The organism is Ekhidna sp. ABH4_415, assembly GCF_056161305.1.
In genome coordinates this window covers 227878-254408 of the sequence record NZ_JBSWYW010000004.1, presented here as the reverse complement: position 1 = coordinate 254408, position 26531 = coordinate 227878, and the positions used below count along the sequence as shown (strand labels likewise).

Genomic DNA, 26531 nt, shown 5'->3' with positions numbered 1-26531 from the left:
AATGAGCGAGGTATTTTTTGTAGTTTACAACGAATACTAATTTACAATTATGAAATACTTACTGACCTTAATCATTACAACACTATTAATTGGGTGTACTACTCCGGCAACAAACCCGGTGGTTATTACCGATGAAGACGAAGAGACGCTAAGAGAATTTAAAAAGGTGCTTTGGCCAAAAGCTTACGCCGAACAAGATACAGCCCTGCTGAATCAGCTATTGCATGAAGATTTTCAGCTAATAGATGATAATGGAGATAAATACTCCAAAGAAGACGAACTGGCTTATATAACGGAATATGGAACGAGTTACGATGAGTTTAATTTCGAAATCACGAGGCTTGACATATTTGACAATGGAACTGCCGTGGTATCTGGAACCGGGACCATGAAAGGAGTGAATGGATCTGAAGCTTACATCACAAAATACCAATCAAGCAATGTCCTTATAAAAGTGGGAGGAGCATGGAAGGCAATCAACAGCCATGTGAGTGGTGTGAAAGAAGAGACCTTTCCTATGGCAGGAGCCGAAGAAGAACAAAGTAACTAGTATCAGAATCCTTTAGATAGGTTTTGAGATCTCCGAGTCTCGCTCTTTCGTCGCGCAAGGGGATTAAAAAAGCTCTGACACAGCTATGTCAGAGCAAGCGAGCTATGTAAAGAATAATGAGAAGACCAGAGTGATTAAGTGAGAAACATCTTCACTTTCCTTAATAGCAGTACAATGATACGTGCAAATTGGGAGCAAACGATAGAAATCCTCACTCAATGAATGAGCAGTATGTTTGAGAGGACGAATGGTATGATCCATTGAATGAACGAAAAAACCCTGACCGGAAATGGCCAGGGTTTTTTATCACTTTTGTGTGAATGTTACCGCTTATCTTTTAGAAAGATCGACGTAATCACGCTCGTTTTCTCCTGTGTAAACTTGTCTTGGTCGTCCAATTGGCTCACCCATCTCTCTCATTTCTTTCCACTGAGCGATCCACCCCGGAAGTCTGCCTAATGCGAACATTACTGTGAACATATCAGTAGGGATTCCAAGAGCTCGGTAGATAATTCCTGAATAGAAGTCTACGTTAGGATAAAGCTTTCTATCAACGAAGTATTGATCTTTTAAAGCCTCTTCCTCAAGACCTTTGGCAATATCCAATACCGGATCATGAACGCCTAATTTTTCAAGCACGTCATCAGCAGCTTTCTTAATGATCTTCGCTCTAGGATCAAAGTTTTTATATACTCTGTGACCAAAGCCCATCAGTCTAAACGGATCATCCTTGTCTTTCGCTTTCGCCATCCACTTCTTAGTGTCTCCACCATCTGCTTTGATATTCTCCAACATTTCAATTACAGCCTGGTTAGCACCACCATGCAGCGGACCCCAAAGCGCATTGATACCGGCAGAGATAGAAGCCCAAAGACTAGCTTGAGAAGAACCTACGATTCTCACAGTTGAAGCTGAGCAGTTTTGCTCATGGTCAGCATGAAGAATAAGTAACTTGTCAAGTGCTTTCGCAACAACCGGATCTACTTCATACTCCTCTGCAGGAAGGGCAAACATCATATTGAGGAAGTTGCCACAGTAATCCATTTTGTTGTTTGGATAGATCACCGGATGACCTACTTTCTTTTTGTATGCCCATGCAGCAAACGTTGGCATTTTAGCAAGCAGTCGGATGATGCTTAGCTCTGTTTCTTCCTTAGATCTGTTTGGATCCAGACTGCTAGGGTAGAAGGCCGTTTGTGCTGTGATCAAAGAAGACAACACGCCCATTGGGTGTGCCGCAGATGGAAATCCATCCAATATCTTTTTGATATCTTCATTCACTAATGTGTGGTGCGTGATATCACCAGCAAATTTGTCAAAGGTTTGCTTATTTGGAAGCTCACCATGGATCAGCAAGTAGGCAACTTCCAGGAATGTTGATTGATCCGCCAGCTGCTCAATCGGATAGCCTCTGTAACGAAGAATTCCTTTTTCTCCATCCAGAAAGGTGATGGCACTTTCACAAGAGCCTGTATTTTTAAATCCTCTGTCCAGTGTGATTACACCAGACTGACCTCTGAATGAGCTAATATCAATGGCATGTTCATTTTCACTCCCAACTGTCACTGGGAGTTCATATGTTTGTCCATCAATGGTTATTTGGGCGGTTTTTGACATATTATTTACTCTTATTTGCTGATTTAAAAATTTCCACGAAATTAACGATTTTAATCCAGATTTTGAAGGGTTAGTTCCCATTCAATATCAGCGGCAATCCATCGTCACCACCTCCAATTACAATCACTTTCGAGTTAGGAGAATTGGCAATATCCATGGTTGCTTCAATTCCCCGCATTCTTAATAACTCAGGAGTCAAACTACTGTTTATAATTTTATTAGCGGCAGCTTCACCTTCTGCGGCAATTCGCTTTCTCTCTGCCTCACTTTTTTCTTTCTCCAGCCGATATTGATATGCTTGTGCTTCTTGTTCCTGTTTTTGCTTGTTTTCGATTGATGTTTTGATTTGCTCTGGTAGGTTAATTGATCGAATTGGCATACTAATCATTTCAACTTCATTTCCTGGGGCACCTAAAATATCAGCAGTTTCATCCTTAATTGCTGCTTCAACCTCGTTTCTTTTAGTAGAATATATTTCCTCTGCTGTATACCTTCCCATTACTCTTCTAACAGTGGATCTTACCTCTGGAATTACCAAAATTGGAATGTATTGACCTTGAAATTTTTCTTGTATTATTCCAATTTTATCATACCTAGGATGAAATCTCACTGTAACATCCACGTCAATTTTTAGTCCGTTCTTATCTAGAACGTTCATCGTTTCATCTATACTTTGTTCTGCTACATTGTATACATATTTCTCATTCCATGGAGCTTTAATATGCCACCCTGGGCCAATAATATTTTCTTTTTCAAGCTTTCCACTTAAGGTCTTGAAGATGACTGCTCGTTCTGAAGCTTCAATTCTATAAAAGATGCTACTCGCGGCTGAGAACAAAATGATTATTCCTACCAATAGAATAATTACAAACGGTAAATACTTTCTGTTGTCCATATGTTTAGATTAAGATTGTCACATTTAGTTGTGACACAAAGGTAACATGTCATTGATACCTCCGGTTCAGTCTTTGGTGGTCAATGTGATTTTATTATTTGATTGCTTAATCAAATCATGATCCATGATCATTTTCCGAAATTCTCCTTCCACAAACATTTCTGCCTGATCAGCATAAAAAGGACTAAAGTAATTTCCTGATTGTCCGGTAGGGAGGATACTCCAGCTGTTATTCCTGATATCGGAGAAATCAACGATTCTTCTTGTGGAAGGCCCAAACCTGATCGTTTGATTCTTGCCTTCACTGTACGTGTAGCCAATATTATTGAGCACCTCATTTCCTCCGGAAACCGGAAAATCACCCACATTCAAAAAGCTGATTACTTCACCCATGGCATGATTGTGTCTTAATGCATGTGCATCTCCCCAGCTCCAGAGGGTGTAATCATCTCCCCAGTGGTTTTTCAAATCTGAGATGGAAGTTTCAAAGGCTTGTCTGATGATATCATCTCTCGTTTCAATAGCCTCGGTAGTGTTATTATCCCACCATGCGGAGTTCTCGTTTTTTAACAAGTGCTCGGTGGCCACCTTATACGTGTGTGAACGCTTATACATCGGCCAAAGCTCCTCGCCAATCTCGTCTTGCTGAGCAGCTTTCAATGTTTCGTGGATCCATTTTTGGAATATCAGTGGCTTAAAGTCTGATCTATCGAAATCGCCATTCCATTGACTCAGGTCTTGTAATAAATCACTGCTTTCAGGTTCTTCAATAGCGATTAGCATGATGTCTTTTACCGCTTTCATCATAAGAGAATTATCATCTAAAAGCATGGATTTCATATCGTCTACCTTTAATGAAGAGGCAGGGTCCAGCAATTGAGTGATCCGTTCGCCCCGGTCATCCGGCAGGTAATATCCAGAGTACAATACTCCATTCACGGTATCTGGTTGATTATTTGCGCTGTGTACATAACCCCAGGGTGGATTGATGGCATGTGGATTTTTGCTGAAGGCATACGTGCTGTCAGGATCATCAAGACCTGTGGAACCATCATAAAACGTTTTGCTGGTTCGCTCATCTCTACGCTTGATGAGTTTACCGACTGCCCACCAGGCCACATTTCCTGAAGAATCTCCGTACATAATGTTCAGTCCTGGTCCATGTATGAGCGAAGCTGCTCGCTCAACTTCCTCCATATTTTCAGCATAGGAGAGGCCATAAACTGCCTCCATCATGAAGCTTGGGAAACTGGTCGTGACCCAATACATGCTCACGATATCTTCAAGTGGTTCTTCTTTTAAAATGTCTGAGACGATTGGGCCGTGAACGGTCTTTCGAATATTGAACATTACCGGCTTTTCTCCTTTAACATTGATCATCTCTTCGTAAGTTGAAATGTCTTTCCACTCACCACGGTGCATGTATTTGTTTGAGTCTTCCGGATGAATCTCTTCGACATAAAAGTCCATGTCATCGTTCTCAAACATGGTAATGCCAGTGGCATAGGCTTCAGAATGCATTAATAATGGGAATGGGGCTCCCGGAACATGATAGCCGTAATATTCACGCGTGGGTGAAAAAAGATGTGATTCATACCATACGGCAGGTTGTGAAAAGGCAATGTGGGGGTCGTTAGAAAGTAATACTTGACCAGTGGCTGTTTTTTCAGGTGAGAGAACCCAACTATTACTCCCGATGAATTCCGGAACGCCTAGCGACGCTAAAACAGCTATTGTTTCTTTTGCCTGCACGCTATATCGATCATCGAATGAACGAAGCATAGATTCACCTTTATATTGATAAATATTGAGGTCTTCTAAATAGGTGGAATCAAGCTTATCTGAGAGCTCAGTCAGCACCGGGTCTGTGATGTGGGCGTTGGAGAAACTGAACGCCATGTAGGTAAGAATCTCAAATGCATTTTGAAGTTCGAATGGTTCCACTTCCAACCCAAGCAGGGTATGTTCCAGAGGCTTTGGATTATTATTGATGTATTCGTTGATACCGTCAATGTAGGCCCTGACTAACGGTAAACTTTTATGTTTTCTTTGCTCATATGCAGCAGCTGATTCACGGGCATACTCGCTGATGCCCATCGTTCGAAGGAACATATCATTTTTGATCATATCAGGACCAAACAGTTCTGATAATCTTCCGCTTCCCACATGTCTGAGCAAATCCATTTGCCACAACCGCTCCATCGCGTGTATATATCCCAATGCCTTGTATGTATCCTCCTCCGTCGCTCCATAAATGTGCGGAATGCCATGATCAGTGAAGTAGATATCAACATCTGCTGATAATCCTGAGACCTCTCGTGTACCTGAGTAGGAGGGGGTAAGTGTTGATTTGAGATAAAAAATATAACCAGCCACACCCAGAACGATCAGGAGTAAAAGCAGGCCAAGGATCTTTAATAATTTCATTTGAGTCAATTTGAAGCAAAATAAAAAAGCCGTCCCAATTTGAGACGGCTTTTGTTGTTACTCTTCTTTTATTTCTTCATAGTCTTTGAAGGGTGAGGTATCCAGTCCCTCAACCTGGGACCTGAACTCCGGCCATTTTTCATTGTAATAGCCGTTGACCATATCTATCGCTTCCGCCAGATCCTTCTCGAATTTATCAATCAGCTTTTGCTCTGTTTCACCAGGGGCATGCAGGGCATTCGAAGTGTACCTTCTTGCTGAGAAGTATGAATTGTTGACACTGTTTGGTGTGCCTCGGGTAATACCCTGACGATCGTCTTCTTCACCAAGGAATACATCAAGCATGCTATTCAATGTATCAATCGTCGTTTTGCAAAGTTCAACTTGCTCTTTGTACCCCTCTTTGTCTTTCTCCTTCAGGTCGCTCTGGATACTTTTGGCAATGTCAATGCTTTCTTTCAGGCGATCTACCGCTTTGATGCCCAATGCATATTTGCTTTCTAAATCTTTTAATGCATTGTATTGTGCCCTGATTGCCGCATCGGACATTTCAATTCGAGGATCGTAACGAACCTCTACAATGGTAGAGTCCATTTGATCACCATATGTGAATCGTACCTTGTAGGATCCAGGAAGAACTGTGACACCTCCTGGCTCACGATTTCCTCTTCTTTCTCTTCGACTCATAAATCCTTCACCTTTTTCATCCATGTACCAGAATGTTCTGTGGATGCCATTCTCCTCAGGCGCTTTAGATTTCAACGTTCTAATCACCTCATCTCCGTTAAAAATCTCAATTGTAAGTGAGTCATAAGAGACTTTTTCTTCCTCATTCTTTTCCTCTGCTTCTGGCTCGTTTTTCTTCTTTTTACTCTTTCCTTTCTTATCCTCTTTCGGCTCCTCTTTCTCTGCTTCCGGGCGATTGATGGAATAAGTCAGCATAGCACCATAAGGTCTGTTTTCTCCATTGTAGAGTGCATCACCACCAAAACGAGATCCTTTAGGTTGCTGATTGGAAGCCACGTAGGCTACTGGTGGATCGTATACATTCAGTGTTTTGTCCAGAGTGGATTTTCCACTTTTAGCGATCTCCCGCAGTGGGCGAATGTCATCCATCACCCATATAGCTCTTCCGAATGTACCGATAACCAAATCATGTTCTTCAGGGTGAATTACCATATCGTAGGCATTGGTTGTTGGGAAACCTTCAGAATCCCACTTGGTCCAGTTGGCACCTGCGTCTATTGAAACGTAAAGTCCATCGTCTGAACCGAGGAAAAGCAATCTGGATTCTTCAGGATCTTCAACAATGGAAAGCGTGTAGCTTACTACGTCGTTACTGTCCACGATTCGCTCCCAGGTCTGACCATAGTCTCTCGTACGGTAAGCGTAAGGGGTATAATTGAACCTTCGGTAATCATTGGCGACAAGAAGTGCTTCTCCTTCGTTTTTGTTGGATGCTTTGATCTGAGTAACCCATGTTCCTTTTGGTAAACCGGGGAGACGATCTCCCACGTTTGTCCAGGTGTCACCACCATTTCGGGTGATCTGCACATTGCCATCATCCGTGCCCACCCAGAGCAGTTCAGAGTTAAGAGGAGATGGCTCAATAACTATTACGGTACAGTAGTTTTCAGCACCCGTTGCATCCATGGTCAATCCACCACTTTCTCCCTGCTTTTGTTTTTCAGGGTCATTGGTGGTCAGGTCAGGGGAGATGATCTCCCAGTTTTGACCATTGTCTGTGCTTTTATGTACAAACTGGCTTCCGAAATAGACAGTGGATGGGTTCTGAGGATCTCTTGCCATCCCTACGTTCCAGTTGAACCTTAATTCAACATCACCATCCGGATACGTAGGTCTTACGGTCTCATTATAACCGGTTTTTCGATCATAGATTGCAGCGTAACCTTGCTGCGCCGTAGAAATTCCATATCTGCTATTCCTTGGGTCAGGTAATACATCAAATCCATCACCGAATGAAACTTCCTGCCAATAGTGGTTTCTAATTCCTTGCGCTTTCCATACGTAAGCAGGTCCGGCCCATGAGCCATTGTCTTGCATACCGCCATACACATTGTATGGAGTTTCATTATCCACGGCAATGTGGTAGAATTGACCTACTGGAAGATTTTCAACAAACCGCCAGGTCTCTCCTCTGTCTCTGGTGATGTTTAGTCCACCATCATTTCCATCCATCATAAAATTTGGATCTTTCGGGTGGATGTACCAGGCGTGGTGATCCGGGTGAACGCCATTATCAACCCCGTAAGCGCCCATTAATTGAGTAAAGGACTTACCTCCATCTACTGACACATTTACGTAGGTGAAAATGCTGTAGACGCGATTCTCATTAATTGGGTCAACATAGATTTCATGATAATAGAAAGGTCTGTTGCCAATATCACTATTGTCATTGATCTTTTTCCACTTGAATCCTCCATCATCTGATCGGTAAAGTGCATTCTTTTTAGATTCCACCAAGGCATACACGACATTCGGTCGGGAAGGAGCGATGGCCAGTCCAATTCTTCCTAACTCTCCTTTTGGAAGACCGTCCTCATCAGTTCGCTGCTCCCAGGTCTCTCCACCATCATGAGTTACATAGATGCCTGAGCCCGGACCTCCTGATTTGAAAAACCACGGATCTCTTTTGTGCTCCCACATGGCAGCAATGAGCTTGTTTGGGTTTGAGGGATCCATGACCAGCTCTGCTGCACCTGACCGGATATTGGTAAACAGGATTCGATCCCAGGTTTTGCCTCCATCGGTGGTTTTATAAACCCCTCGTTCTTCATGCTCACCCCATGGCGAACCAATTGCGCCAACATAAACGGTATTCGGATCATCCGGGTGTATAATGATTCGGTGTATGTGACGCGTTTTTTCAAGACCCATTTTTTTCCAGGTCTTACCACCGTCAAGGGTTCGGTAAATACCATCACCGCCATTCAGAGAATTTCTTGGGTTTCCTTCACCGGTACCCACCCATACTACTGATGGGTTGGACTGTTGAATGGCGACTGCTCCAATAGATGCTGTCGTTTGATCATTGAAGATTGGCTCCCAGTCAATGCCGCCACTGGTTGATTTCCAGACACCACCAGAGGCTGATCCCACGTACATTACGTCAGGTTCGTCAGTCACTACGTCAATGGCTGTAACTCGACCAGACATTCCCGCAGGGCCAATGTTTCTTGGTGCCATGTTTTTGAAAGCTTCCATATCCAGCTTCTGAGCGAGTGCCACCGTACTGAATGCCAGAAGCATTGTGAGTAATTTGTACTTCATATCTTTATTAGGTTTCTGTTAAAAGAGTTTAAGAGTAATTTAAAAAGGATCAGGGAGAAGCAAAGAGCTAAAATGATGAATGGCAGATTTGTCATATAAAACCACGAAACAAGGAATGGCGATGATCGTTTACTTAATATCGTGCGCGCTTTAGCCTATATATTGTTTGCGTTATCAACGCTGTTTTCTTTCTCTCAGGATGAACCAGAAGCTTATATTCTAAAGAGCATCTATTTTGGCGGAGGAAGCTACTACGTAGAAGAATATCAGTATGAAGAATTAATGCACCTGGTTGATTCGGTTAAAGATATTCGTGATTATACCATTACTATTCATAGCCATACAGATAATATCGGAGGTGCTGCCTACAATGAATGGTTATCGCAAATGCGTGGCGATGCAGTGATACAGAAGCTGCTAAACCTGGAGTTTAAATCCAACCAGATAGAGAAACGAGATTTTGGTCAGTTCAATCCTGTCTACGACAACAATACCTGGGAGGGTAGACGTAAAAACAGGAGGGTAGATATCATTTTCTGGCCGGTTGTGATGTAGCTATTTCTTCGGTGGATTGATCATGATATGAGCACGATGCGTACCCGGATCCATGATCCATGGTGCACCCGGAGCAGGAGGACTAAGCGGCATGCCAGTGGTTTCTTCTGTCGCGTATGGAATATAGATTACATAACGGGTATATAGATTGTCTATATCACCTGTATCTTCATTGGGATCACCTGTTGTTACGTAAAGAGTAGCCTTATCTGGCATCTCCAGTGTTCCCGCTTTCACTTCTTCTTCTCTCTTATCAAATACTTCTTTGAAACTAAGTCCTTCAGCTTTTAACTGTCTTCCTCTGGCCATAAAGGGCTCCAGACTTTTGTGATAGGCTGCCACACTGAACCCTTCCTTGTTTGGATCATCAGCAATGCAAATGAATTCGTTTGTTCCTTCTTTTAGCTTGACCAGCTCACCATCCTTATTAAATCCCATTACAGTGGCCTCTGCTCGCTGATGTTCAGGGGCAGCCAGCACAGCCGTTTCTAGCTGGTAGTCTTTATCAGGAATTTCCTGACCGGTGCAACTAAGTAAAATGAAAAAAAGTGAGGTTAGTGAAGTGAGGTTTTTCATGACTGATATGTTTGAATCTGATTAAAGATAAAAGTTTCCTGATTGAATTCAATTATTTTGCAGCTATGAGTTCACAAACGGAAATGGAACGTTCTTTAAGGCATATCAAAGTTATACTAATGATTTTTTTGGGTATAGCTACCCTTTATCTGATGCGAGAATTATCCAATCTCCTGGTGCCTTTGTTCTTTGCTTTGTTCTTTGCCGTTCTGTTTCAACCGTTGGTGCAATTTCTGGAGAGGTTTTTCCCGGTTTCGGTCAGTATTGGATTGACCACTCTTTTCACAATGACCATATTCTTTTTCATAGGATTTGGGATTTTCAATGTCATTCAAGCCTTGATTGATAATAGTGAGGTAATTCTTGACAGTATTTCCAATGACCTGAGGCCATTCATTAATGATTACACGGTTTATCTTGGGATTACATTTAAGAAGGGAGAGCTGAGAGATTTGGTAGTGGAAATGATCCAAACCGGTCAGTTCTGGTCTGCTTCGGGTTCTTTTATTAATAGCATAAGTGGAATGGCAGCCGAATTGCTCATGACCATCCTTTATTTTGCCGGGCTACTAGGCGCAATTACTCAATATGATCAGACGGTATCCTACATTGTAGGAAGCGACAACAAGAATAAAGAAAAGTCACTCCAAGTCTTCAAAAGGATCAAAGACTCAGTTGGGTCTTATATCAAGGTAAAGACGTTAGTAAGTATTCTAACCGGAATAGCAATTGGGCTAATTTGCTGGTTTTTTGGGATTGACTATGCATTGCTTTGGGGGTTCCTGGCTTTCGTTTTGAACTACATTCCGTATATCGGATCGCTTATTGCCATTATTCCTCCGCTGGTTTTGGGTATCATCGATTCCAGCTCTGTCTCTCAGGTGCTGGTGATTTTTGTGTGTCTGGAGGGGGTACAGCTAATCATGGGAAATGTAATTGAGCCAAAACTCATGGGAGATTCCTTCTCGATGAATACCGTGTCTGTACTCTTTGGTTTTGTCTTCTGGGCTTTCCTGTGGGGGACAGCCGGGATGCTGCTGGCGGTACCATTAACCTTCCTCTTCAAAGTCATCCTGGAAAATATGTCAGATGCTGGAGTAGTAGTGAGACTAATGGAGAAAAAGAAGCTGAATGGGGGCGGTTAAAATCTTCTATGCATTGAAAATGCTACAGTTTAGTTGTCCTCGTTGCAAACGAGGATGATTTGGGGAAATGAATGTAGCAGAATGGGCAGTGAAGCGGTCGAGTTGCACTGAAACTGGCAGAAAGCACTCTGGCGCATTCGTGCTAGCAACTGTTATGGACTTTATTTTTTAGTTCTTAGCCATTGAATTTCTTCCTTCAAATCCTTCGCCGCTTGAAGTCTTATTTCAGCAAGTCTAATTCCAATGTTGAACATGAAATCCGAATCCTGTTCATAATCTTTTGGAGGTGGTTCGGGTGTATATTTCGGATACATAATTCGTTGAGGTTCATGAACAGACCTTGACAAACCGCACTCTGAAATAGAAATAATTCCTTTCTTTCCCGTGTTAGCGTAAACGAGCCAAGTTTCGTTCTCGTTAGGATAAATATCACAGCTTGTTAGTGCGTTCCCCTTAATGATTTTATCAACCTTGGTTCCTTTAAAATTCTCCGTGACCTTAAGCTCATATACTACATTGTTAAACCAGCCTTCATTGGAATATTCTTCGCTTTCGTAAACCTTGATAACTTCTGCAACAAAGACTAATTCTGAGTTCTCAAAATCCTCTTGTTGCGCTTGTTGTAAGTTCTCAATAAAACCGCAATGGCATGCGTACAAATTGAGTTGAATAAAAGTCAAAAGAGTTAGAATAAGTATCCTTGCTAGCATGCTGGTATTGTCCATAACGATCAGATATGGCGAGTGGCCATATCCTATCTAAAAGCAGAAAGGTAGTGAAATCCCGTCATATCTCACAAGGCTTGCAAGTACCTACACTTAGAAAGTCTCTGCTTCAACCCAGCAGAATGGCCAGCAGATAACTCAGCAGATTCAGGGGACGGGATGAAACGGTGAAGCTAGCTCCAAAGTCAGCAAATGACTCAGTTGGCCATTCGCTATATCGCCTGTTGTGCTTCGTTAATAACAATTGCCAAACCAATCATCACAGAAGGGTATTCTAAAGGTTCCATTATTTAATTCATAGGTAATCTGATCTTCCAGACACGTTTGGCCAGCGAAATTCCCAACACATTGTATATCCCGATATACGAAAGTACCTTCTAAATACCTAGAGTGAACTTTTGTTATGATTACTGAACCCTCAGGTCCGGGCGGTCGAGATCCAGTACTTACCATGCAATCTGTTCGAAGGCTTACAGTAGAACGTAATCCTTCAATAACTTGATTAAAAGCACATGCATCCGGATCATCGTCGACAAATGTATATTCACCCTCTACGAGCGAATATTGATCACAACCTACATCCATTGATTCAAAAGTCCATGTTATTGCATTGTATGTGGGAATTTCAGGGCATGGAAAACTTGCAGATATGGTGATCTGAGATGTCAACTCATCTTGAAAAGCTCTAAAAATTAATTCGGAAACATCTTGTGTGGAATTGTCATAAAGAACTTCTTCGTCGTTAATTTGAGCACTCATAAAGAAACGCAATTGTGACTCGAACTCGAAATTTGTTAAACTTGAGTCGGTCAAAAAGTAAAAATCTTGATTTAATTCATCAATAGGGTCTATAGACACATAAATTCGTTGAATGTCGTAATGAGATCCAAGAGTCCAACTTGCTTTAGCTAATCCCTGGTCGTCAGTTAGTACTTGATTTTCTGAAATAGTACCATAATCTGCGTCCACATCTTCCGGAATGCCAAAATTGACAAGAATTCCTGAAACACCAATGCCACTAAGGTTGGCTACCTTAACTACCACGGGTCCTAGAACCTCTCCTGGATCGCCGAAATCCTTTTGTATTGATTGTTCTAAACTAATGTGAACAAAATCAAATACTTCTACAAAGTTACTTGAGGTGTCAGACAACCCATCCTTCATTGCTGTAAGAAGTACTTTAAATCTACCTCGCTCATTATATTGATGAGTTGGTGATATTTCTGAGGATGTGGAACCATCTCCAAAGTCCCAAAGAAATGTTTCACCTTCATCGGTGTTATTTTCAAAGTAAACCGTGTCTCCAACAACAATTAGATTCTCAGAAATTCTGAATTGAGCTCCAATATCAATAGCTTCAAATCCTCCATCATCACTATCATCTCCTATTATTCCACAGCCAATGAGAATTAGGGTTAGTGATATTATCTTGATCTTTTTCATGGGCTTGAAGTTTTGGTTAATCTAAAGATAAGAAATCTAGATATTTACGGCACCAAATGAAGCACAACGTTCAGCTAGCGTGCGGATGTCCACATCTAGCTCTTTGAGATTAAAAGTAGCGAACCTGACCCACACCCACAACGCTAGCTATGAAACACTGCGTTACACAAGACATTCGCCAGAAGCTGAGACGTTCAGCAGTGAGATGAAAAGTACAGAAGGGACAGGGAGCGGGACAACCGCAGGAAAGGTGCTAGCAGCACTTTGACATCTGCGGGCTAGCGCTTGTTACCCACAGTTTAATCTAGTTTCAGATTTTCAGTTCCAGAGAGTTCCCACTTGATTTTCCATTCACCATTTTCAAGGCGTTCGAGTTTGCGTCCTCTGTTGACAGTTAGTCCGGCAAATTTTGTTGGCAGTCTGGTAGTTGGTTCGTGCGGAATAGCGAAGATAGCTTCAGCATAAAATCCGAAATATCTATGTTCACAGTATTCAAGTTCTGCGATCAGAGAGTTACGAAATGCGCTCAAAATTGCTTCACGAGTTGGTCTTCCTAGTTCCGGTTCGTATGGATTCCAGTAGTTGTTGGCAATGTCACGCTGTTGTTCGAAAGTTAGCCCGTTCCATTCGGCAAATGAATAATCTCGATGTTCAACGTTCATATGCGATCAGAAGAGTATTGTGGGTAACATCTTAATAACAGGAATATTCCTGTTATTAACCTTTCAAATAACGCAAAGTGCGCGGTTATTTCCAAATAGGGATGCTAACAGGAATCTTCTAATCGCTTTAACGATTCATGTTTTCTATAAGATGAGCATGGGTATGAGTTTCCTTTTACACCACCTTGATCAGGTAATAATTTTTCTTCCCTCGCTGAGCCAGTAAATACTTATCCTGCAGCAAACTAAAATCTACTGACTGATCAGGAGCAGTGATTTTTATTTTGTTGATGCTGACACCACCACCCTGGATCATCTTTCTTGCTTCCCCTTTGGATTTGAAAATGATATTCTGAGTTGTTTCACTCAAGAATGTTGTCACATCATTTCCTGCCAGCTCACCTTTACTGACTTCTGTTTGCGGCACGCCTTCAAACACCTGAAGTAATGTCCTTTCATTCAAGCTTTCCAGGTCTTCAGTAGTAGACTTTCCAAACAAGATTGAGCTGGCTTTGATGGCGGTATCCAGGTCTTCTTTCGAGTGGACTCTTTCTGTGAGCTCTTCAGCCAGTGTCCGCTGAAGCAAACGTTGGTGCGGAGCTTCTCTATGTTCAGCAATCAATGATTCAATTTCCTCTCGACCTTTCAAACTAAAAATCTTGATGTAGTTCTCGACATCTGCATCGGAAGAATTGATCCAGTATTGGTAGAATTGGTAAGGTGACGTCTTTTCAGCGTCCAACCAAATATTGCCACCTTCAGATTTACCAAATTTGGATCCATCTGCCTTGGTGATTAGTGGAGTAGTCATGGCAAATGCCTCACCTTGTTCTTTCCTTCGAATAAGCTCGGTACCCGTAACAATGTTTCCCCATTGATCCGAACCGCCAAGTTGAAGTTTCGCGTTTTTGTTCTTCCACAAATAGTAGAAATCATAGCCCTGTACCAATTGATAGGAGAATTCTGTGAAGGAAAGTCCCGTTTCCAGTCGTGACTTAACAGAATCCTTGGCCATCATATAGTTGACCGTGATGTGTTTACCTACATCACGAATGAAGTCAAGGAAGTTAAAGTCTTTAAACCAATCGTAGTTATTTACAACCTCTGCGGCATTCTCGCCTTCGAAATCAAGGAAGTTCTCAAGCTGTTGTTTAACGCAGGATAGGTTGTGATTAAGTGTGTCTTCATCAAGTAAGTTACGCTCCGATGATTTTCCTGAAGGATCACCCACCATGCCTGTAGCTCCACCGACTAATGCAATGGGTTTATGACCGCACTTTTGAAAATGCACAAGGGTCATGATTTGCACCATGTTACCAATATGAAGTGAATCGGCAGTTGGATCAAAACCGATATAAGCTGCAGTCATGCCCTTATTCAGTTCTTCCTGTGTACCTGGCATGATATCGTGTACCATGCCTCTCCATTTTAGCTCTTCTACAAAGTCCTTCATTGATTTGGTTTAAATAAGGGCGCAAAAATAGGAGGCTTGTTTGTTTGCATCAACTAAATGGTCCTTTATATCCATTTTAAATGCTTTAACTTAAAGTTGACATCAATCATAGGGGTTTGATTTGTATGACCCCATATATTTGTCATGGACCAATTAAGAACCCTAAAAAACGACAGTATGCGAATTGCAGTATTATCTCGAAATCCTAATCTATACTCTACAAAGAGACTCGTAGAAGCAGGTGAACAAAAAGGTCACGAAATGCTTGTTGTCGATCATTCAAGATGCAACATTGAGATTGAGAAGAAAAAACCGAAGGTATATTTCAAAGGAGAACAAATACAAGATGTTCACGCGATCATTCCACGGATTGGCGCCTCAGTGACATTTTTTGGAACAGCTGTTGTTCGTCAGTTCGAAATGATGGGTGTTTTTTCCACCACAGAGTCAGTCGCCCTTGTGCGTTCGCGGGATAAACTTAGAAGTTTGCAGATTCTATCTCGAGCAGGTCTTGGACTTCCAAAGACAGTCTTTACCAATTATTCAAAGGATGTAGAAATGCCCATTAGCGCAGTTGGAGGTGCGCCTTGTGTTATCAAATTGCTGGAAGGCACTCAGGGCCTGGGAGTGGTTTTGGCCGAAACGACGAAGGCAGCCGAATCGGTGCTTGAGGCATTTAATGGGTTGAAAGCGCGTGTGATTGTGCAGGAATTTATTAAGGAAGCTGGCGGTGCTGATATTCGTGTATTTGTCATTGGAGACCAGGTAGTAGGAGCAATGAAACGTCAGGGCAAAGAAGGTGAGTTTAGGTCTAACCTACATCGAGGTGGGTCAGCGGAGATTATCAAGCTAACTGATGCTGAAGAACGAGCAGCTTTAAAAGCCGCAAAAGCCATGGGATTAGGAGTAGCAGGAGTGGATATGCTTCAATCCAGCAGAGGTCCATTGATCCTGGAAGTCAATTCCTCTCCGGGCTTAGAAGGTATAGAAGCAGCTACTGAAAAGGACATTGCAGGCGAGATCATTAAATATATTGAACGGAATGCAGATTATGAAGATTAGTTAAGTGTTTGATATTTAATTAGTTGTATGGATATGTAAACTTTACATTAAGTTCATTCTATTTAATATAAATAATTAATTATCAATAAGTTAAGATACTTTACTTTGATTAAAAGTTAAAGATTTTTAATTTTCTGCCTAAATCAGTAAATTCATACTTATGCGGGCAATCTGGAAAGGACATATTCGATTCTCAATGGTCACCATCCCAATCAGGATTTACAACGCCATTGATACGGCACAGAAGGTACAATTCAATCTCCTTTCAAAAGATACCAATAATCCGGTCAAGTATGAGAAGCGGGACAAGGTTACGGGTGATGTACTTCGTCAGGAAGATATTGTCAAAGGCTACCAGTATGAGCCCGGTCAGTTTGTCATCGTTGAACCGGAGGACTTTGAAAAGGTGAAGCTCAAAAGCACGAAAGTCATCGAAATCGAAGGATTTGTAGATGCGGGCGAAGTGCACGAGATGCTTTATGATTCTCCCTATTTTGCTGGCCCTGACGGAGATGTAGCTAGTAAGACGTATGCTTTGTTGAGTCAGGCACTGAGAGAGTCAGGCAAGGTGGGCGTTGGGAAAGTGGTGTTGAGAGATCGTGAAAGTGCGGTGCTACTTACACCTCATGAGCGTGGCATCATGATCCACAAGCTTCGTTATCCGAACGAAGTGAGAAGCATCAAAGATGTTCCTAACGTTCGAATAGAAGAGGAAGCAGATGAGGAACAATTGAAGCTTGCCAATATGTTGATCAAGTCGATGACAAAGAAGTTCAAAAAGATTGAGCTTGAAGACAAATACAATGATGCTTTGCGTGATATGATCGATAACAAGATCAAAGGAAACGAGGTTGTCTCTTATGTAGAGGAAGAACCAGAAGTGGTAGATATTATGACCGCTTTAAAAGCAAGCATTGAGCAGGCCAAAGAGACCAAGAAGCCGATGAAAAAGGCGGATAAGAAAGCACAAGAAGAAGAGAAAAAGGTTAAGAGAAAAGCTAGCTAGTAATGGCAAAAGTTGTTCAATTTCCGGTTAATCCCCCGCAGAAACTGGGGCCTAAGAAGGCTCGCAGAAGAAGGCGGCCTAACCTGGAGGATTATGGGCAGCTTAACATTTTTGACCAGTTACCTGATGCACCGATCGTTTCACTACCAAAAGCAGGGTCTTTCTTTGAAGAAGCATTGACTCTGGATGAGGAGGGAAAGGAAGAAGCGGAGAAGTATTATTTGTTGGCGATCGAAAATGATCAGTCAGTTGAAGACGCTTACTGTAATCTAGGTATTCTTAAATCAGGCCAGGGAGATTTGAGCAAAGCGATTGATTATCTCACGCAATGCCTGAAAAGGAATCCAAGGCACTTTGAAGCTCATTATAACCTGGGGAATGTTTATTCTGATCTGGGTAATCTGGAACTAGCTAAAGTGCATTATGAGCTCTCTGCCCAGATTGAACCAGAGTATCCAAACAGTTATTATAACCTTGGATTGGTATTGATTTCTCTAAAAAAATACAAAGAAGCCATCCAAAGCATCAATAAATTCGTAGAATTAGCTCCGAGCTCGGAGCATCAGACAGCTAATGAAATAATTAAAACCTTAAACGCCATAGCCAAATGACCAAAGACAAACATCCAGTACTCAGCGAGCATTTCGAACGGTTGAAGGAACTCATGCCAGATGTGTATGCCAAGCACTTCAGGGAAGAACGTGAGACGAAAAACCAAAAACTATTTCGGATGTTGAAACATTCACTTGGGGTTATAGAGGCAGTTTACTTACAAAACGGAGACAATTTCTCCTTATCCAAAGCAGAAGAATATAGTAAAATCATTGAGGAACTACAGCAGCTTGGATATAGCTATTCCGGACAGCCTGAACTTTTGAATCTGGCAGCTAAGTTCATGATCATGAAAGCCAAAAAACCGATGGAAAAAGCAAAAGGAGGCAAGAAGCAAGACAATCAGGATCGTCAGGCGATGTAATTTTCATTCTTTCGAAATACACCTTCCCGATTTTTTTCGTAACTAGCTGAAAACCTGATCCGTGTTTATCAGCATTATTATACCAACACTTAATGAGGAAGAATATCTGGGTCGATTGCTTCAGCAGCTTTACGAACATCCGGAAAAGGAAATGTTTGAGGTCATTTTAGTAGATGGTGGAAGCATTGACCATACATTGCGGATTGCTAATTCATATGAGGTCCTTGTATTAAAATCAGAAAAGGTCTCCAGAGCCCATCAGATGAACGCCGGAGCAAGCAAAGCAAAAGGTGAAGTACTTTACTTTGTTCATGCCGACACCATCCTGGTTGATTCCTTTTACAGCGATATTCAGTCTCAAGTCAGTGATGGAATTCAAAGCGGATGCTACCGCTATAAATTTCACAAACCCAGTAATCCACTTTTATATATCAATGGTTTTTTTACTCGATTTCCCTTCAAATGGTGTAGGGGTGGAGACCAAACCCTATTCATAGTCAAAGATGTCTTTGATAAGGTCGGTGGATTTGATGAGCGATTTGTCATCATGGAAGATTATAACATCCTTGATCGGTTGGCGAAGCAAAATATTTCTTTCAAAGTCATTCCTAAAAGCATCAAAGTCTCTTCCCGAAAATACGACGAGAATTCTTACCTCAAAGTGCAGTTGGTTAATCTAAAAGCCATGAAAATGTATAAAAGAGGTTATGATCCAATAGTTATCAGGGATTATTATTGCAATGCGCTCAATGGAAAGTATAAGCAGGATCAGTTATTTTTAGGCAACCTAAAACCTCATGAGTGACATTCCGGAAGATCAAGTAGAAGGCTGGCTTAAGAAACTTGAGCGAGAAAGCTGGCAATTGGAATTGCTTGTTTCCGCTTTCACGATTTTTTTGTTGATCGGTGCAAATGCCGAGTTCAAAATTTTCTTGAAGGATTTGTTGTATCAGTACAACTTCAACAACTCTGCAATTTCAATCATTTATGTCTTTCTTGTGCTTATACAGCGGTCAATAATGGCACTTACTATCAGTCTCATTATTCACCTGACGCTCAGGGGCTTTTGGATTGGAACCATAGGCTTAAGATCAGTACAATCAACCATTGATTTTGCAAAGCTTAATTACAACTCTTTTTTTACTGAAAAGCTCAAAAAACGGGTAGTTAGTTTAGATAAACTGGTTATCCGGCTTGATGAAATTTGCAGTGTCATCTTCGCCTTCTCCTTTTTGGTTATTTCGATCCTCATCGCTTTCGGAATGTATTTGATTGTACTTGGAGTAACAGGGGTGGGGCTAAGTGCTGTAATCAAAGTCCTGTCAGGTACCTGGGTTACGATAATGGTGATTTTTGCGGCGATTATTTTCTTCGTTCTTGTAATCTCCGGCTTAATCTACATGATCGATTATTTCACTCTGGGTTTTTTCAAAAAGATCAAGTGGTTTTCAAAAGTCTACTATCCATTCTATCAGTTTTACAACGTCATCACGCTTTCCGGCTTGAGTAGAAGTATCTATTATTATTTGATTAGTAAGTTCTCCAAAAAGCGAATTAGGATTGTATATTCCCTGGTGGGGATTATTATTCTTGGTACAATTCTCTTTTCATTTGATCAATATCAATTTTTTCCGGAAGATGAGAAAAACGAATATTTCGCGCCTACTAATGCTTATGATGATAAACGTCCAATCGGCGAGAACATTAATACCATTAGCATTCCATCCAACTTCATTGATAAACCTCATTTTCAGATTTTCATAAGATACAACACTGCGGATAATGAATTACTGAGGAATAATTGTCCCGATTTCGAGCCGATTAAAGATGATGGATTAAACTGGAAGTTGAGAATTGAACGAACTGGAGGAAACTTTGTAATTACAGGTCAGGATTATTCATCTGAAGATTTTGAGAGACTTCTTGACTGCCAAAAGTCCATCTATCAAATCAGTATCAATGATTCAGTATACGACGCTCCAAGCTATCATTTTTATATTCATCCGTCTAAACAACAGAAAGGAATATTAGCGACTATTCCCACTGATAATTTTGTGATAGGAGAGAACAAACTGGATGTTAAAAAGGTGAGAATTGATTCTACAGGTGTCGATGACGTGACGCCCTTTGTAAGTGTACCCTTTTGGTATAATCCAAACTAACCCAATTGAGACTTGATCCAATCGGCTGATTTCTTGATCAAAAATTCCATTACTTCCTCTTTTGTCTTACCACTTTTCTTAGGAACGTTGAATGAGTGATCTCCATCATCAATCACGTCCAGTGTTACTTCCGATAACTCATTTATCACCTCTTTGATTAACACAAGATTGGCCAGCTTGTCATTTGACCCCTGTAAAAAGAGTTGTGGCACTTTAACATCAGAAAGGTGATCAGCGCGATCTTTTGAATCCCTGCCAGGTGCATGAAGCGGAAATCCGTAATAGATTATTCCTTTCACATCTTCTCTTGGATCTTCTGCCATTAGGTGAGAGGCCATACGTCCGCCATATGACTTACCGGAAATGAAGATGTCCAACCCTTCATATATGGTGGCAATGTGCTCTACAATCAACCGCCATGTTTCAATATTTACTTTGGGAGATCCGGGAGACTTTCTTCCTTGTTCCATGTAAGGAAAATTGAAACGAACCGCATGAATGTCTTCATCAGCAACTCCTCTTGCTAACGTGCTCATAAACGGATGGTGCATGCCTGCTCCGGCTCCATGGGCTATGATTAGTACAGCCTGTGGTCTGGCTGCCTCATCTACTTCAGCTGTGATTTTTCCTAGTTTATCATTCAAGAATAACTCCATAGGGTAAATTTACAAGGCACATAAAAAAGAATCGAATTTTTATGGAATTGACTGTCTTAGGTTGCGGTGATGCCTTTGGTAACGGGGGAAGAAATAATACTTCATTCCTAATTTCAGAGGGAGATGAGCGAGTGTTACTTGATTGTGGAACGACTACACTGATTCGATTGAAACATGAGAAGATCGACCTGGAATCGATCTCCACGATTATCATAACTCATTTTCATGGCGACCATTTCGGTGGCATTCCGTTTTTTCTTATAAGCAGCATGTTTGAAAATCCACGAAAAAAACCACTAACAATTGTAGGACCGGAGGGAGTGGCAAAACGCGTGTATGATCTTCAGGAAGCCATGTATGCAGGTACAGCTGCTAAGACACTGGAGATGGATCTAACCTACCATGAATACAAAGAAGGTGAACCTTTGATACTTGGTGACAAAACGATCAATACGTGGAAATCTGAGCACAGCCCTCCATCTATTCCTCATTGTGTCAGAATGGAGTGGAATGGCAAGGTTGTCGCTTTTTCAGGAGATACTTCCTGGACAGATAATCTCATTCCATTGGCTGACGGTTCAGATTTGTTTATATGTGAGTGCAATTTTCTTGACAAGGTAAGTTTTGGTCATTTAGGGTATTCTGAACTTTTAGATAAGCAAACTCTTTTCAATACCAAACAGATGTGGCTGACCCACATGGCTGATGAGGTGATTGAATACTCAGATACGTCTTTTAACAAACTCTCTGACGGCTTAAAAATCACTATTTGATTTTGAATAAAACAACCATATGGTTTATTCCTGCAATTGCTGTTGCATTTGGGATTTTCCTACTCTCCACTTTCCTGGCCATTCCTATCCAGATCGAAGGAGTGAGTTATGTAGATAAGATTGAGCACTGTTTCGCCTACTTTGTTCTAGTTCTCAGTTTTTTAATTGCCTTCAAGAAGGCTGAAAAACTCTCAAAAAAATGGTCATACTGGCTTTTGTTTCTTGCGTCACTGTATGGTTTAGTGCTGGAGTTGGTTCAATATATCTTCTTTTCGCAACGCTTTTTTGAGTGGGTCGATGCTGCAGCTAATGTGCTGGGTGTTCTTATTGGATTTGTCGTTTTCAAACTATTTGATCGTGGCTAAGAAGAAGCTTTATTTCATCATTCATAAGCCATTCAAGGTGCTTAGTCAGTTTTCCAATGAAGGAAATAACATTGGCCTTGGTGAGGTTTACAAAGATCTACCAAAAGACGTATACCCGGTAGGGAGATTAGATCTGGATAGTGAGGGGTTACTTATTCTCACGAATGACAAGTCCTTAAACAACAGACTGCTAAATCCCAAACATGGTCACTCAAGAACCTATTGGGTTGAAGTGGAAGGGGTGCCGGATAACAACGCCTTGAACAATCTTAGAAAAGGAGTGGATATTAATGTGAGCGGGAAAACACATCGAACGAAACCGGCACGAATCAAACTTATAAACCCCGAGATAGCTGAAAGAAATCCTCCGGTTAACTATCAAAAACATCCAGAGAGAAGCTGGTTGGAAATCCAATTGACTGAAGGCAAAAACAGACAGGTACGTCGAATGACCGCTAAAGTGGGACATCCCACACTTCGATTAATCAGAGTAGGAATCGAAGATCTCCGACTAGAACCTTTACAGTCTGGGGAAATAACACAGATAAGCGAGAAGGTAATCTATAAGAAACTAAACCTTCTTTAATTTCCAATCCAGCGAGTATTTCCCACTTCCTAGTAGAAATATTACGAGAAATCCGAAAAAATAGAGTAGTGGGAATTCCATTTTTCTCCACGGATCATCGGCATGAACAATTAGGGCTGCAACCAGCATGGTGATTGCAGGTGGAATTGCATTGATTCTGGATTTAAACCCAACGATCAATAGGATGGGACAAACGAATTCACCGATAACTGCCAGCACTAAGCTTGGAGCTTCACCGATTCCAATAGGATCACTAAATGAAAGATTCCCGGAAATTAACCGGTTGAACTTGCCCCAGCCATGGGTAAGTAGCATTCCACTAAAACTTAATCTTAAAATCAGAGATGCGAAATTCGTGTATATCATGTTGTATCTGCAGCTTTTTTGATTTTTCTAGCTCTGTGATAGACTTTTGGAGAGCTAATAATAATTAAAAATGTATCCCAAAATCGTACCCAGTTACTGGGTTTGCTTTCATCTTTCTCTTTCGACTCGAAAAATTTGATAATTTTCTTCAAAGTATTATCCAACAGACTCAAATAGAGTAAGATAGTCATAAACCAGATGAAGCATATATTGAAATAGAAGGTAGGTATATCATACCCTGCCAAGACCTTCATAGGTGCATAAAAATGAGCCCGACCAATGTTGGAGTATGGACGCATGTATATTGGATCCTTTTTTTGAATTAGCTGATCCTCACCGATATAAACTTTATCAAAATGAGTCCTATTCATTAATAAGGCTGCTAAAAATTCATTGTGATATTTTTCTTCCAGTTCAATGAATCCATCCTTACCAAGCTTGTCGATTAAACCTTCAATAATTTCATCACGCTTTTTTTGAGATTTTAAGTAAGCATCTGCAAAATATTGTTTTGCATAAGCCAGATAAGTATTTAACCTTCTTGCTATTGAAGTTGAATAAAATTCAGGTGTTATTTGATCCGTATATGGGAATGGTCTTAACCCGTGAACTTTTGAAAGCTGCTTGATTTCATGTTTAAGAATCCTAAATTGTCGTGTTCGATCGCTCCAGTCAATACTATCTCTCAAAATACCCATATTGAGGCTTTTCATTTCAGGGACCATATAAGATCTGTATGCCGAATTCTTACTGATCTCCATATTCGCTTCAAAAAAGTGTTTCTCGTAGTGGTTATATCTGAATTGAGCCACCGCCAAGGCCTCATATGCCCATCTGGAAGCCATCATGTCGCCTACGATTGGTACATTCTTCTGATTATTAATGGAGTGATGCAACTCATCGAACTTGATCATTGCTCCGCCAAGCAGAAGCTGAGGTACAAGGATGAAAGGTATCAGTATATAAATATTTATGACCGAGTTGAGTGCCGAGGAGATATTCAATCCGATCATATTGGCAAAGCATGATACGGTGAATAGCACAACCCAATAGTATAGTGTCATCCCGTGAATCTCCAGGATGTAATTTCCAATCAAGACGAACGAGAGCGTTTGAACACCCGATAAAATGAAGAGATATACCACCTTAGAGTTGATATAACTAAGGCGAGATAAGTTCAAAAAAGATTCTCGCTCAAGAATTTGCCGATCCTTATAAATTTCCTGCGCACTTACAGTCAGTCCCATAAAAAGGGAAACTACAATGGACATGAACAGGTAAACCGGAAGATTGATGTTCTCCGAAAAGGCATAAGTCTTTTCAGGCGAATACTTTGAGAAGTAGCCTAGAATAAATGCCAGAACCGGAGCTTCAAGCATATTTATTAATACATATTGCCTGTTGGAAATCTTAGACAGAAGGTTACGCTTACTGAATATTTTGAACTGATTCCAGCCGTCCGGTATACGGAAGTTTGTAGGAGGGAGAACCGACTCATATTTCAGTCGAACCAGCTTTGGTAAAATATTCTCCTTGTATTTAGAGTACCACACCGATGGATTTACCCGACGTTTTTTGGTGCTTCTGCCACGCTCGTCTATTTCCCTTGCTTCAATGATCTGAAGGATCTGTTCAGGAATGACATTGCCACAGCGAGGACACTCGCTCTCAGCAGCATTTACCTGAGTATTCATGGTTTTGAAGTAGACAACCGCGTCGATGGGATTCCCATTATAGATCGGATAACCACCCTTATCCAGTATCCAAAGCCTGTCAAACAACTTGAAAATCTCGGAGGAAGGCTGATGAATAATGGCGACTACAAGTTTACCTTTTCTTGTGAGGTCCTTGAGCAGCAACATCATTTTCTCTGAGTCCATGGATGAGAGCCCGGAAGTAGGCTCATCTACAAAGAGCACAGATGGCTCCCTCATCAGCTCTAATGCTATATTTAGCCGTTTTCTTTGTCCTCCAGAAATGGTTTTATTAAGTGGGTTACCAACTCTCAGGTCCTTGATATCTTCAAGATCAAGATCTTCTAAAACTTTATTAACCGTTGTGTCAATCAGGTCTTCTGAAAAGTCACTGAAGCATGTTTTAGCATTAAAGTAGAGGTTTTGATATACTGTTAGCTCTTCAAAAAGGAGGTCATCCTGCGGGACATATCCAATAACCCCCTCTGTAGTAGCCTGTTCAAGCGAAAAACCATTTATATGCAGACGCCCATTATCAATAGGAATCTTGCCATTCAGAATATTCATCAGCGTGGTTTTTCCTGTACCGCTACCACCCATGATGCCTACCAACCTCCCTGAGTCTTCAGAGAAAGAAAAGGGCTTGAGGCCGTTACTGCTATTCTTGAATTTGAATTCAATCTTATCGCCAGCCAGAACCACTGGTGTAGTAGACTCCTCCTGAATGAACTTTCTAGTGATTTCAGACTCATAAATGGAGGAGATATTGGGACCCTTTATGATTGAGCCGGGTTTGAGAATGTAGGATTTAGCCGGAATGATTTTTACCCCTTCCAGAAAGAGGTTGAGTGGACCGTCATATCGAAAAACAAATGTATTTACACTTTTAAGATATAGGACAGTGATCTTACCGAAGAGATTCTGTACAAATAAATGTCTAACCTGATTTTCTTTTTTCTTTTTTCGGATGATCCAGGCCATCTCCTCCGGCCATTCTGTCTGTTTATTGTCAATGATCAGGATCTTGTCCTTATTAATGTCTTTATCATCCGGTTTAAGGATAAAGCTCTTAAGATTGAGCACATCCTCCTGATCAAGGTTAAAGTTCAGTGCAACAAGCGCAGCAAATTCCTCTTCTTTGGCTGTGACTTTATCGTCTGCACGAATAAGCTCCATCAATTGCATGAATACAATTAATCGTTCGGACCGAAGAAGTTCTTTGTTTAATTGATTACAGATTTTTGCAATCTGGAGAATACTGGTACTGTCTATTGTAATCCCTTCAGCATCTTTAGGTGCGGGCTGATCTTTATAGAAATTGAGATAATCATAAAAAAGCTTGATGTATTCCGCTGTGAGTGTTTCGTTGTTAAGGTTTTTTTGAAGATAGGGGCGAATGACCAGTTCTCCAGAATCCACTACACCAGTATCCTCTTTAGCGCTCTCTATGATGGCAAAAAGATGAACTAATGCATTTATTATGGATTCGGTCATGGTTTATTAGGTAAAAAAAAGCCCCAACAAAGGTTGAGGCTCTAAAAATATA

Annotated in this window: 24 protein-coding genes; 12 read left to right on the top strand and 12 right to left on the bottom strand. The window is 41.2% G+C overall.

Going from position 1 to position 26531, the window contains the following annotated elements:
* Positions 1–49: 49 nt before the first annotated feature.
* Positions 50–550 carry a nuclear transport factor 2 family protein gene (locus tag ACXAH9_RS08445; protein WP_474894425.1) on the top strand — a complete coding sequence of 167 codons (501 nt, stop codon included), beginning with the start codon at positions 50–52 and terminating at the stop codon, positions 548–550.
* A gap of 330 nt (positions 551–880) precedes the next feature.
* Here ACXAH9_RS08445 and ACXAH9_RS08440 read toward each other — a convergent pair whose 3' ends face one another.
* From ACXAH9_RS08440 to ACXAH9_RS08425, 4 genes are all read right to left on the bottom strand, one after another.
* The gene (locus ACXAH9_RS08440) at positions 881–2167 is read right to left on the bottom strand and encodes a citrate synthase (protein ID WP_474894424.1); all 1287 of its coding nucleotides are present in this window, start codon (positions 2165–2167) and stop codon (positions 881–883) included.
* A 70-nt stretch (positions 2168–2237) separates the two neighbouring features.
* Complete coding sequence (locus ACXAH9_RS08435) at positions 2238–3062, bottom strand: prohibitin family protein (RefSeq protein ID WP_474894423.1); 825 nt, start codon at positions 3060–3062, stop codon at positions 2238–2240.
* Positions 3063–3128: 66 nt separating this feature from the next.
* On the bottom strand, positions 3129–5489 hold the full coding sequence (locus ACXAH9_RS08430; protein WP_474894422.1) for a penicillin acylase family protein: 2361 nt from the start codon (positions 5487–5489) through the stop codon (positions 3129–3131).
* 57 nt (positions 5490–5546) lie between these two features.
* Positions 5547–8780 carry a WD40/YVTN/BNR-like repeat-containing protein gene (locus tag ACXAH9_RS08425; RefSeq protein ID WP_474894421.1) on the bottom strand — a complete coding sequence of 1078 codons (3234 nt, stop codon included), beginning with the start codon at positions 8778–8780 and terminating at the stop codon, positions 5547–5549.
* A 141-nt stretch (positions 8781–8921) separates the two neighbouring features.
* Between ACXAH9_RS08425 and ACXAH9_RS08420 the strand changes: the two genes are divergently transcribed.
* Entirely contained in the window at positions 8922–9335 is a 414-nt protein-coding gene (locus ACXAH9_RS08420; protein ID WP_474894420.1) for an OmpA family protein, read from the top strand.
* Here ACXAH9_RS08420 and ACXAH9_RS08415 read toward each other — a convergent pair whose 3' ends face one another.
* Positions 9336–9911, bottom strand: coding sequence for a hypothetical protein (locus ACXAH9_RS08415; protein WP_474894419.1), 576 nt, complete (start codon positions 9909–9911; stop codon positions 9336–9338).
* 65 nt (positions 9912–9976) lie between these two features.
* Here ACXAH9_RS08415 and ACXAH9_RS08410 point away from each other — a divergent pair, with 65 nt between their 5' ends.
* On the top strand, positions 9977–11056 hold the full coding sequence (locus ACXAH9_RS08410) for an AI-2E family transporter (protein ID WP_474894418.1): 1080 nt from the start codon (positions 9977–9979) through the stop codon (positions 11054–11056).
* 161 nt (positions 11057–11217) lie between these two features.
* Here the strand turns inward: ACXAH9_RS08410 and ACXAH9_RS08405 are convergent, their stop codons facing one another.
* From ACXAH9_RS08405 to tyrS, 4 genes are all read right to left on the bottom strand, one after another.
* Positions 11218–11781 carry a hypothetical protein gene (locus ACXAH9_RS08405; RefSeq protein WP_474894417.1) on the bottom strand — a complete coding sequence of 188 codons (564 nt, stop codon included), beginning with the start codon at positions 11779–11781 and terminating at the stop codon, positions 11218–11220.
* Positions 11782–12015: 234 nt separating this feature from the next.
* Entirely contained in the window at positions 12016–13224 is a 1209-nt protein-coding gene (locus tag ACXAH9_RS08400) for a PKD domain-containing protein (protein ID WP_474894416.1), read from the bottom strand.
* Between the two features lie 299 nt (positions 13225–13523).
* Positions 13524–13886: a hypothetical protein gene (locus ACXAH9_RS08395; RefSeq protein WP_474894415.1), complete on the bottom strand. Its 363-nt coding sequence runs from the start codon at positions 13884–13886 to the stop codon at positions 13524–13526.
* A 175-nt stretch (positions 13887–14061) separates the two neighbouring features.
* Positions 14062–15339: a tyrosine--tRNA ligase gene (tyrS, locus tag ACXAH9_RS08390; protein WP_474894414.1), complete on the bottom strand. Its 1278-nt coding sequence runs from the start codon at positions 15337–15339 to the stop codon at positions 14062–14064.
* A 177-nt stretch (positions 15340–15516) separates the two neighbouring features.
* Here tyrS and rimK point away from each other — a divergent pair, with 177 nt between their 5' ends.
* From rimK to ACXAH9_RS08360, 6 genes are all read left to right on the top strand, one after another.
* Positions 15517–16401, top strand: a complete 885-nt coding sequence (gene rimK, locus ACXAH9_RS08385; RefSeq protein ID WP_474894572.1) for a 30S ribosomal protein S6--L-glutamate ligase — start codon at positions 15517–15519, stop codon at positions 16399–16401.
* A 160-nt stretch (positions 16402–16561) separates the two neighbouring features.
* Entirely contained in the window at positions 16562–17407 is an 846-nt protein-coding gene (gene ku / locus ACXAH9_RS08380) for a non-homologous end joining protein Ku (RefSeq protein ID WP_474894413.1), read from the top strand.
* Between the two features lie 2 nt (positions 17408–17409).
* The gene (locus ACXAH9_RS08375; RefSeq protein ID WP_474894412.1) at positions 17410–18018 is read left to right on the top strand and encodes a tetratricopeptide repeat protein; all 609 of its coding nucleotides are present in this window, start codon (positions 17410–17412) and stop codon (positions 18016–18018) included.
* Positions 18015–18383, top strand: coding sequence for a hypothetical protein (locus ACXAH9_RS08370; protein ID WP_474894411.1), 369 nt, complete (start codon positions 18015–18017; stop codon positions 18381–18383). Before ACXAH9_RS08375 ends, ACXAH9_RS08370 begins: the two co-directional genes overlap by 4 nt.
* A 61-nt stretch (positions 18384–18444) precedes the next feature.
* The gene (locus ACXAH9_RS08365; protein WP_474894410.1) at positions 18445–19188 is read left to right on the top strand and encodes a TIGR04283 family arsenosugar biosynthesis glycosyltransferase; all 744 of its coding nucleotides are present in this window, start codon (positions 18445–18447) and stop codon (positions 19186–19188) included.
* Positions 19181–20545 carry a hypothetical protein gene (locus ACXAH9_RS08360; protein WP_474894409.1) on the top strand — a complete coding sequence of 455 codons (1365 nt, stop codon included), beginning with the start codon at positions 19181–19183 and terminating at the stop codon, positions 20543–20545. Before ACXAH9_RS08365 ends, ACXAH9_RS08360 begins: the two co-directional genes overlap by 8 nt.
* On the opposite strand, the gene ACXAH9_RS08355 is transcribed toward ACXAH9_RS08360, so the two are convergent.
* Positions 20542–21201 (bottom strand): alpha/beta hydrolase family protein, encoded by a 660-nt coding sequence (locus ACXAH9_RS08355; protein ID WP_474894408.1) that lies wholly within the window; start codon positions 21199–21201, stop codon positions 20542–20544. The two genes, ACXAH9_RS08360 and ACXAH9_RS08355, sit on opposite strands and share 4 nt — an antisense overlap.
* A 41-nt stretch (positions 21202–21242) precedes the next feature.
* Between ACXAH9_RS08355 and ACXAH9_RS08350 the strand changes: the two genes are divergently transcribed.
* From ACXAH9_RS08350 to ACXAH9_RS08340, 3 genes are read left to right on the top strand one after another with little or no spacing between them, the layout of a single operon-like run.
* Entirely contained in the window at positions 21243–21974 is a 732-nt protein-coding gene (locus ACXAH9_RS08350) for an MBL fold metallo-hydrolase (RefSeq protein ID WP_474894407.1), read from the top strand.
* A gap of 2 nt (positions 21975–21976) precedes the next feature.
* Complete coding sequence (locus ACXAH9_RS08345) at positions 21977–22339, top strand: VanZ family protein (RefSeq protein WP_474894406.1); 363 nt, start codon at positions 21977–21979, stop codon at positions 22337–22339.
* A complete protein-coding gene (locus ACXAH9_RS08340) occupies positions 22332–22925 on the top strand; it encodes a pseudouridine synthase (protein WP_474894405.1) in 594 nt (197 codons plus the stop codon). The genes ACXAH9_RS08345 and ACXAH9_RS08340 overlap by 8 nt, the downstream gene beginning before the upstream one ends.
* Here the strand turns inward: ACXAH9_RS08340 and ACXAH9_RS08335 are convergent.
* Together ACXAH9_RS08335 and ACXAH9_RS08330 are read right to left on the bottom strand one after the other, a co-directional pair.
* Positions 22911–23291: a DoxX family protein gene (locus ACXAH9_RS08335; RefSeq protein WP_474894404.1), complete on the bottom strand. Its 381-nt coding sequence runs from the start codon at positions 23289–23291 to the stop codon at positions 22911–22913. The genes ACXAH9_RS08340 and ACXAH9_RS08335 overlap by 15 nt on opposite strands.
* A complete protein-coding gene (locus ACXAH9_RS08330) occupies positions 23288–26479 on the bottom strand; it encodes an ATP-binding cassette domain-containing protein (RefSeq protein WP_474894403.1) in 3192 nt (1063 codons plus the stop codon). Before ACXAH9_RS08330 ends, ACXAH9_RS08335 begins: the two co-directional genes overlap by 4 nt.
* Positions 26480–26531: the final 52 nt, after the last annotated feature.